Here is a 9103-nt window from a genome sequence, read left to right on the forward strand (position 1 = left end):
AAAATTTTAAAGCTTTATCTTGCAAAAATTCTGCGGCACGATCATAGAATTTTAAGCGGTGTGTGTTCGGTGCGACGTCGCAAGGTTCGCAACCGCCAAAGCGAAATTTAAAGCTCCTGCGAGCGTAAAATTTTAAAGTATAGAAGCGAGGTTTTAAAATTTTATAAAGCCTTGATTTTGAAGCTTCGTTTCGAAATTCCGCGCGGTAAAATTTTACTTCACGATTGCGGCGATACCCAAGGCAGAATTTCGCCGCGATCCCAAAAGTGCGGCGCAAATAAAATTCCCGCGTAGCATCAAAAGCGCGGCACAAAACGCGAAAATTTAAAATCCCGCTTAGCATAGCAGATTGCCGATCTTTAGCCGTTTGCCGTTTAGATATGCGCTAGCGTCCACGGGCTTTTTGCCTGGCTCTTGCACCTTTGTCATCTTAACCGCGCCTTCGCCGCATGCGACGCAAAAACTAGGCTTATCAATGTGTAGAATTTCGCCAGCGCGTTCAAATTTATGCTCGCAAGATTCGCGCAAAAGCTCTAGTTCTAAAATTTTTAACCCGCTAGCTAGATAAATCCCGGGCCAGGGCGTTAGCGCGCGAAATTTATTATAAATTTGCCGTGCGCTTTCCTCAAAGCTAAAAAGTCCATCGGATTTGCTTATTTTTTTGCAGTGCGTAGCCTGCGCGCCCTCTTGCTTAAGCGGCGTTAAATTTGCAAAATTTCGCAACACTCGCACGATAAGCTCGCCCGCGAGATCCCCGAGCTCGTCAAACAGCTGCGCCGCCGTTTTATCCTCGCAAGGCGTGTAGGCAAAATCAAGCATATCGCCCGTGTCAAGCCCCGCGTCCATCAGCATCGCCGTCACGCCCGTCTGCTTCTCGCCCGCCAGTAGCGCGCTTTGAATGGGGCTTGCGCCGCGGTATTTAGGCAGGATCGAGGCGTGCAGATTTATGCAAGGCGCGATATCAAGCACGGCCTGCGGCAAAATTTTACCGTATGCTGCAACCACGATAAAATCAGGCTTTAGCTCTTTTATCTGCGCTGCGACCGCCTCGTCTTTTAAACTCGCAGGCTGAAATATCGGCACGGCGGGCAGGTGCTGCTGCGTGTAAATTTTAACCTCGCTCGGAGTTAAAATTTGCTTCCTGCCGACGGGTTTATCAGGCTGCGTAAATACGGCCGCGATCTCAAATTCCGCCTCCGCAAGCGCGCGTAAAATTTTAGCCGCATACTCGGGCGTTCCCATAAAAACTATATTCATTCTTTTCCTTTAAATTTAGCCAAATCGCATCGCTAGCGATCATGCTAGTGCCGGCAATGCGCGAAATAAAATTTTACTCAGATTGCGAAGCAAACCTGATCCGCACTCGCCCGCGCGAAGTAAAATTTATACGCGTCGCACAAACCAAACCCCGCGCAAAAGGCCGCATTATTGCCGTTTTTCGCGCTTATTTGACGGCAGATTGATTTTCATCTCCGTCTTGATCCTTCCACGGCCAAAAGGCGCACGGATCTTCGGACCAATAAATCTTTGCAGACGGTTTCGCTCCCAGCTCATCTAGGCTAATCTTGCTGTCGTGATTAGCGTCCAACCTCTTAAATTCAGAGCCTGAGCGCAGATTTAGCTCTATTCTCAGCCCAGACGGCACCTCGCTCGCCATCCGCTCCTGCAAGCTCAGCGCGCCGCCATGATCCTTGTCGTTAAAGTCCGTAAAATTCGGCGCCGAATCGGAAGGCTCGCAACAATACGCGCCGAAACATAAAAATACTAGAATAAAAATTTTATTCATTTCGCCTCCTTAAATTTTATCTTTTTGCGGCTTTTGCGAGCGATAAAAATAAAATTTAGCCGCGTATGTGGGCGCGCTTAAGACCTGCATTCGTCAAAACTCCTCTACGGCGCAGCTTTTAGCGCAGCCTACAGCTCCTTTTTAAGTAGCTTAAGCAGGTTAAATTTTAGCTCGTTTATATTTTGTCCCGTCGCCGAGGAGATCGGCATTACGAAAAACGGCTTAGCGGCGTCAAATTCATAAATATCTTGTTTAAATTTCATCTCGCCCGCCGTGCCCGCAAGCCCCAAATACGCCAAAAACGCGTCAAATTTTTCCTGCAAATTTTCAGCCGCGTCCGCGCGAGTTAGAGCGATCGCGTAGTCTCTTTGTGCAAGCTCGCCTGAAAATTTCGCCGTCTCGGCCCGCAGCGCGTCAAACTGCTCCTCAAGGCTGCGATAGTTCGCAAGATCGAGCATAAAAAGCAAAATTTTCGTGCGCTCGACGTGTTTTAAAAACTGCACGCCAAGCCCGCGCCCCTCGCTAGCCCCCTCTATGATGCCAGGGATATCGGCCATGACAAAGCCGCTGTATTCGTCAACCTCGACGAGACCGAGCTTTGGCGTGAGGGTCGTAAACTCGTAGTTTGCGATCTGCGGTTTGGCGTTTGAGACGGTCGAGATTAGCGTGCTTTTACCGACGTTTGGAAAGCCCACGAGCCCAATGTCAGCAATGAGTTTTAGCTCCAAGCGCACCTCGCGCGTTTCGCCCTCAAGGCCTTTTTGTGCGTATTCGGGAGCTTGATTGATCGAACTTTTAAAGTGCACGTTGCCAAGCCCGCCCTTGCCGCCTTTTAAAAACAGCTTCGTTTCGCCGTCGTTTAACATATCAAGCACCAGCTCGCCGCTATCCTCGTCGTAAACGCTGGTGCCGGGAGGGACGATGAGATAGAGATCCTCGCCGCTTTTGCCCGTCTTTTTGCGACCCTCGCCGGGCGCGCCGTTTTGCGCTTTAAACTCCCGCTTGCCCTTGTAGGATGAGAGAGTGTGGGAGTTTTTATCGACCCTAAAATACACGTCGCCGCCGTCGCCGCCGTCGCCGCCGTCGGGACCGCCTAAGATGACGAATTTTTCGCGGCGGAAACTGACGCAACCCGCGCCGCCATTACCAGATTTAACGCTAAATTTTACGCTGTCTATGAACATTTTCTACCTTAGTTTTTAAGGGCGATTATATCCAAAATTACTAAAACTACAGCAAGATCGCTTTTAAAGCCGTAGTTTAATCTTAATCTTAAAAATTTAAGTATTTCTTTCATAAAGATCTTTTCAAGACGAAAGGGCCTTAATCAACAGGACTTACCTTACGTCCATTCCTTTGTAAAAATTTACTATTTTAGCGTTGCTAGTATAGCCATCGTTGCCGCACTTTTCTTTAAATGCTTGAATGATATCTACAAGATTACAAAATTTTATCTACTTAACAATCTAGCAAAACAAAATTTAGATATGCGTCTTTTACCGACCGTTTAGTCTTTTGTTCCTCAAAACCTAAAGTTATTTTGTCCAGATTTTCAAACTTTGCGACAAGCAGCGTAAAATCACAGTCCTCGAAATGATACTCTTTCCTTAAATTTGTCTCCTCCCAAAGGAGGAGAATATCTATTTTTTTGGCGGATTATTCCCGCGACCTTTACCACTTGGATTACCCGTAGTGCTCGGACCATTTGGCGGCCTAACTCCAGATTTTGCCATCATTTCTCCTTTATAAGCCTAATCCGGCTTTTGACGCAAATTTGGCGACCTATATAAATTTAACCGGTCACAACTATAAAATCACTCATTCTCGTCGTCATCACCCAAATAATCATCGTTATTTGGATTATGCGCATCCGCCCAATCGTCCATATCGGCATCATTGTTTGGATTATTTATATTCGACCACAAATCAAGCTCGTCCTGGCTCATATCTGACGTATTCATTTTAATCACCTCCTTTCCGTAAGATTTTGATATAATTAGCGTAATTTTACAGAAAGGTTCGGCGACAAATGGCGACAGAAAATTATGATAGAAAATGCAAAGAGCTAGTGGACGATATACGAAATGGAGTTAGTCAGATAAGGCTTGGATTGACGAATTTTTTAATAGAATTTGTAGAATTCGACGAAAATTCAGATGACGAAAGCTATTTAAAAAAACGAGCAAAATCATACGAAAAGCTCATGCAAAGAGTTAAAAACGAAAATTTAAGCTCGCAAAAAATGGCGGATAAATTAAAAGCAATTTATAAATTCCTGCTTGATAGCGATGAATACAAAAAGCTTAAACGCTATAAGACGCTTATAGACGATAGCTTCGAGAGAAAAATTTTAGGCGATGAAATTTGCGAAAATATACAAGAGGGCTCAAAAATAGCTTTTGGTGATACGAACGAGCCAAGCGATACATAGCCCGTTGAATATGGATATGGCGTGATCACAAATCGATCGCCGCTTCTAGCGACCCAACAGTCCGCGAGAACATTCGCGAATCTTTTTATCGTCCTTTAAACACTTTTTTAGTTGCTTAACGCAATAGTCTTTTTTATACTCCTCACCCTGCTCGCCGACGCACTTAGAGATAAAAGAGTATTCTTCATCTATTGAATAACGCTCCAAAAATATATCGTATCCGCCATAAGCTATCGCTCCTGCTACGACAGCACCGAACCAAAATCCACCACCTGATTTGATGGATGCTTGGTTCTTTTTCGCGGCTTCACCTATCAAGCTTTTAAATTTATCGCTACTTTGTATATCTTTCACGATTTTTTCCGCGTCGCTCGGACTAATTTTATTACCGTCCATCTCGATTTTTAATGACTTAATACTTTCGTCGATAAGGGCGTTTATGCCTCTTAATAGGTCTTTGTCTATTATGTTGTTTACGAGATATTTTAGAATTTCGCTTTTGTCTATTTTTATCATAGCCAATCCCTTTAGAATTTAAATAATTCCCCATGCGCCATTATTTACACAAATAATATTCGGTAAAATTTCAAAATTAGAGCTAAACTTTAAAGTCTGAGGAACGGCGCGCCTATCATTTCTAACTCGTGATTTTTTGATAAATTTTAAATCTCGTCGTAGCGAGTTTTATAACGAAATTTTTGCGTGAGAAAAATCTTCCGATTTCACAGCAGTTTTTCGAATTTTTATTTAAAAGAGGGGCTTGCGCCCCCGAAGATTTTAGCGGTAATTACGCGGCTGGATAAACCGATACTTTTTTGCGGTTTTTATCTTTTCGCTCAAATTTTACGACGCCGTCGATCAGCGCAAAAATCGTGTGATCGCTGCCCATGCCTACGTTGCAGCCCGGGTGTGTCGCAGTGCCGCGCTGGCGGATGATGATGTTGCCCGCACGCACGAACTCGCCGCCGAATTTTTTGACGCCCAAGCGACGCCCGATACTATCTCTATTATTTTGGGTTGAGCCTTGACCTTTTTTGTGTGCCATTTCCTATCCTTTATGCGTTAATCGAAACGACTTTGACGCGGGTGTATTGGCGTCTGAAGCCGCGTTTTACTTTTGAATCTTTACGTCTGCGTTTTTTGAAGATAACGACTTTTTTATCCTTGCCTTCGCAAACGACCTCCAAAACCACCTTGGCACCCTTTACGAACGGTGCTCCTACCTTTAACTCGCCGTCGTTTAGCGCTAAAACTTCGCTAAGCTCGAGCTTTGCTTTCGGCTCAGCATTAAAATGGTCTAAATTTAGGTAGTTGCCCTCTTCGACCTTATACTGCTTGCCGCCGTGTTTGATGATAGCATACATCAAAAATCCTTTAAAATTTGGTAGCCAAAAAGGCATTTGCCGTGCAAAATTTAAAAGCCCGTTTGGTATGAAAGGTTGCAATATTATCTCAAATTTTATAAATTCCTACTGAAACGCCTCGCAAAATTCCTGCGAAATTTCAAATTTCAAGGGCTCGGATTTATTTTAAACTAAAGATAAATGTGCTACTATCGCAACGAAATTTTTGAAGGAGAATTTTATGAGAAATTTAATAGCTGCGCTCGTAGCAGCGGTATTTTTTATCGGTTGTTCCAACTGGAATATATCCAACGAACCAAGCGGAGTACGCAATCAAACAAAATCCCAAAGCAGCAAAACAAATATCGGCGGCGTAAATGATAAAGTCCAAGAGGTCTCCACCGCAGGCACTACCGATATGGTCGAAACGACCTTGCCCGATAGCACAGGTATGACTAATGCGCCGAAAGATCGCAGCGATGCATTTCATATCAATCAAGTAATTTCTGCATGGAATAAACAGCCAGACTCCATCAAAACAACCGAAGACAACGGCAACATCTACACCTGGAAAAACTATAAGCCGGGCTGCGACGTATCACTTACCAGCGACTCGGAAGGCTACGTATCAAAATCCGCTATCAAATCAGCACTCTCTCAGTGCCTATAACCAATTTATCCGCGATGCCGAAATTTTAAAATTTCGTAAAATTTCGGCTTACGAGCGGGTCTGCTTCGTCAAATTTAATCTTAGAGTTATATGGTTCGCTCTTAAAAATTTACTATACGTATTGTATAATCGAGGACTTTTAATCACTGGAGTAAAATATGAAGAAAATTTTATTTGTAGGTGCGCTTTTAGCGGCATTAAGTAGCTATGCGGCGGCGGACGAACACATTAAGGTCTATCACGGCGAGAGCTGCGGCTGTTGCCACAACTGGGCAAAATATATGGAGCAAAACGGATTTGAAGTCGAGATGATTTCGCTGGCTGACGAGCCGCTTATCCAGAAGAAGAATGAGCTCAAACTTCCGCTAGAGCTCGCCAGCTGCCACACCGCGATCGTAGACGGATATGTAGTCGAAGGACATATGCCAGCAGGTGAGATCCGCACGCTACTAAAAAATAAGCCTAAAGACATCATCGGCATAGCAGTACCTGGAATGCCGCTAGAAGCGCCAGGTATGGAGCAAGGCTCACAGCCCGAGGTCTATGACGTAGTGGCGTTTAAAAAGGATGGCTCGTATCAAAGCATCGCCACTTACAAAGGCAAAGAAAAAATCAAATAATCCGCCGCTTTAAAGCGGCAACTTACTTATTGACTCGATAAAATTTTGCCTATTTATGGCTTGGCGCAATTTACTTTAGCTGGCGAATACTTTGCCACTATCTGCAAAGGCGCCGCGTAAAATAATTTCAAACACTAACTATGATAAAGGGGATTAAAAATTTAAGTGGATGGGCTAATAGGGGTCGAACCTATATTCACAAATCCAGAGTTTGTTGTCCTGCCATTAGACGATAGCCCATTTCGGAAGCGGTATTTTATAGAATTTTGCTTTAAAAAAGCATAAGAGCGGACGGAATTTTAAAATTTTGCAAAATTTTAGATTAAATTTAAAGCCCTGCTGAGCCGAAACGATAAAATTAAAACGCAAAAGCTAACGCTGCTTTCATCGGCTCCGATAAAAGAATATGGCTACTCGCCGCGGAGCTAAATTTTAAAATTTGGCTAGTTTATCCTATATTTGCGCCTTTGCGAACTATTTGTCGCAGGATGAAATTTTATCATATAAGCCTGCCTTCAAAACATATATGTTTAGTGCTCGCTGGGCGCGGGCGCGGGCGCGGCCTTAAATGCTATAAATCGCACCGAAAATCCGCAGCGAACATAATTGCGACTAAACCCAAATACAGCGCCAAAATAAATGTCAAATAGGCTTGCGATAGGATCGCACAAAAGTCCTACCAAATACTCACCTCAAGCGGAGTGTAAAATTTATCGCGATTAAGTGGGTCTAAACTAAAATCAAAGCCATATAATTTGAGTGCGAAGCTTGCATAAAATTTCTTGCAAAGACCGTTCGCAGGCTCAAAAGATATTGCGAAATTGCGTAAAATTTGGCTACGGCAAGATTTTCCAGTACATTGTGTTAATACAAACCGAAAGTGAATAAAACACAATTACTCGAAGTAGCAAAATTTTCCCATACGCTGCTAATACCGAACATTAAACGAATCAGATCAAGTACTATGGACAAAGTGAAATATTCCCGTACATTGTTAGTTCAGCACAGGCTATTACTAGACTAGGGCAAAATATGTGGAATTCATCTCCGCGCATCGTTTGAATACTTAGAAAGCGCCTTGCTTTCCAGCTAAATAGCACGAGCAAATTCATATCGCGTGCTGTTTAAAACTCAAAAATTAATTGGAAATTTTAAATTTCGGGCGCGGGTTCACTTCTAAGTATTCGCAAAAATAACGTATCAAAGCTAGAAAAATTTCGCTCCGTCGCGCCTAAAATTTTGATGAAATTTCGCGTATCAGCTCAACCGCCTCTTTTGCGTCCGCGCATACGAACTCGAAATGCGCCCGTAGCTCCGAGGCACTGCCATAACCGCAGCTCACGCCCACGCTTCGCACTCCCGCTGCGCGCGCCGCCTCCGCATCGAGCTGCGTATCACCTATCATAAAGATGTTTCCAAAATACGGATTTTCGCTGCAGACTTCGGCGTCGCAATGGGCGAAATTTTGCACGGAGCCGCCATGCATTTCGCTACAGCACGCTTCGCTTTCATAGCCTCTGCCGTCTGGACCCTCGACGCCTCTCTCATTGCCGCTTACGTCGCTAGAATTTATAAACGAAATTCCAAAGGAATTCTTGCTCGAAAAACCGCTTAAATTTCGCTCGCAAATTTCGCTCGAATCAAGGTCGGAGGTCGGGGAGCCTAGCAAATCGGATGCTAAAATTTCACCTGGAATCACATCTCTACTACCGGCAACGCTTATTTTTTCATTCGCATTGTGAGTTTTGCCGTAGCTCCCATTTTGACTTTCGCCGGTGACCGCAGCGCAATTTTTGCTAGTCGCCCCGCGCCGATTTTTACCCATAGCGATGCTGGAAATTCCTAAATTTTCGAGCGCCTTTAAGATCGGTTCGGCGCTTGGTTTGGGATTTTTCACATCCTCTCGTCCGACGATGGTGCCGAAAAATTTCGCGATGCCAAGATGATGTAATAAAATTTTAGAAAATTTCGACGTTTTAGTGGTTACGACGCCTAAATTTGCAAACTCGCTCGCCGCGCGAACTCCCTCGAACGCACCGCTTAGCAGAACGGTCTGATCCAAAAAAGTCTGCGCGTATCGCTGTTTGTAGGTGAGCACGAAATTCTGCACATCGCGCGTCACACCTAGACATTCAAACATAACTTCTAACGGATGCCCGATAAGCTTTTTAATCGCTTCGTCGCTAGGCTCTGCAGCGCCCAAATGCGCAAACGCGTAGTGAAAGCCGTCCAGTATCGCGGGCGTGGAGTCTA

The 9103-nt window shown here is 44.4% G+C and carries 11 protein-coding genes and 1 tRNA gene; 3 read left to right on the plus strand and 9 right to left on the minus strand.

Annotated features, from left to right (window positions below; all coding sequences use genetic code 11):
- Positions 1–336: 336 nt before the first annotated feature.
- The 4 genes from fmt to Q0238_RS01830 form a co-directional block, all read right to left on the minus strand.
- Positions 337–1257, minus strand: coding sequence for a methionyl-tRNA formyltransferase (gene fmt, locus Q0238_RS01815; RefSeq protein ID WP_297942334.1), 921 nt, complete (start codon positions 1255–1257; stop codon positions 337–339).
- Between the two features lie 187 nt (positions 1258–1444).
- Positions 1445–1786 carry a hypothetical protein gene (locus Q0238_RS01820; RefSeq protein WP_297942337.1) on the minus strand — a complete coding sequence of 114 codons (342 nt, stop codon included), beginning with the start codon at positions 1784–1786 and terminating at the stop codon, positions 1445–1447.
- A 128-nt stretch (positions 1787–1914) separates the two neighbouring features.
- The gene (gene obgE / locus Q0238_RS01825; RefSeq protein ID WP_297942339.1) at positions 1915–2970 is read right to left on the minus strand and encodes a GTPase ObgE; all 1056 of its coding nucleotides are present in this window, start codon (positions 2968–2970) and stop codon (positions 1915–1917) included.
- Positions 2971–3600: 630 nt separating this feature from the next.
- A complete protein-coding gene (locus Q0238_RS01830; protein WP_297941722.1) occupies positions 3601–3747 on the minus strand; it encodes a hypothetical protein in 147 nt (48 codons plus the stop codon).
- A gap of 68 nt (positions 3748–3815) precedes the next feature.
- On the opposite strand from Q0238_RS01830, the gene Q0238_RS01835 reads away from it, so the two are divergent.
- Complete coding sequence (locus Q0238_RS01835; protein WP_297941721.1) at positions 3816–4217, plus strand: hypothetical protein; 402 nt, start codon at positions 3816–3818, stop codon at positions 4215–4217.
- A 45-nt stretch (positions 4218–4262) separates the two neighbouring features.
- Here Q0238_RS01835 and Q0238_RS01840 read toward each other — a convergent pair whose 3' ends face one another.
- From Q0238_RS01840 to rplU, 3 genes are all read right to left on the minus strand, one after another.
- On the minus strand, positions 4263–4733 hold the full coding sequence (locus tag Q0238_RS01840) for a hypothetical protein (protein WP_297942342.1): 471 nt from the start codon (positions 4731–4733) through the stop codon (positions 4263–4265).
- 271 nt (positions 4734–5004) lie between these two features.
- Entirely contained in the window at positions 5005–5262 is a 258-nt protein-coding gene (gene rpmA / locus Q0238_RS01845; protein ID WP_291938329.1) for a 50S ribosomal protein L27, read from the minus strand.
- 10 nt (positions 5263–5272) lie between these two features.
- Entirely contained in the window at positions 5273–5581 is a 309-nt protein-coding gene (gene rplU, locus Q0238_RS01850) for a 50S ribosomal protein L21 (RefSeq protein ID WP_040303368.1), read from the minus strand.
- Positions 5582–5801: 220 nt separating this feature from the next.
- Here rplU and Q0238_RS01855 point away from each other — a divergent pair, with 220 nt between their 5' ends.
- Together Q0238_RS01855 and Q0238_RS01860 are read left to right on the plus strand one after the other, a co-directional pair.
- Positions 5802–6230 carry a hypothetical protein gene (locus Q0238_RS01855; protein ID WP_040303372.1) on the plus strand — a complete coding sequence of 143 codons (429 nt, stop codon included), beginning with the start codon at positions 5802–5804 and terminating at the stop codon, positions 6228–6230.
- A gap of 158 nt (positions 6231–6388) precedes the next feature.
- Positions 6389–6850, plus strand: a complete 462-nt coding sequence (locus tag Q0238_RS01860) for a DUF411 domain-containing protein (protein ID WP_297942344.1) — start codon at positions 6389–6391, stop codon at positions 6848–6850.
- Positions 6851–7016: 166 nt separating this feature from the next.
- On the opposite strand, the gene Q0238_RS01865 is transcribed toward Q0238_RS01860, so the two are convergent.
- Positions 7017–7090, minus strand: a tRNA-Gln gene (locus tag Q0238_RS01865).
- 991 nt (positions 7091–8081) lie between these two features.
- A partial coding sequence (locus Q0238_RS01870) for an HAD hydrolase-like protein (RefSeq protein WP_297942345.1) occupies positions 8082–9103 on the minus strand: 1022 nt, incomplete at its 5' end.

This window comes from uncultured Campylobacter sp., from assembly GCF_938045775.1.
In the GTDB taxonomy this organism is placed as follows: domain Bacteria; phylum Campylobacterota; class Campylobacteria; order Campylobacterales; family Campylobacteraceae; genus Campylobacter_B.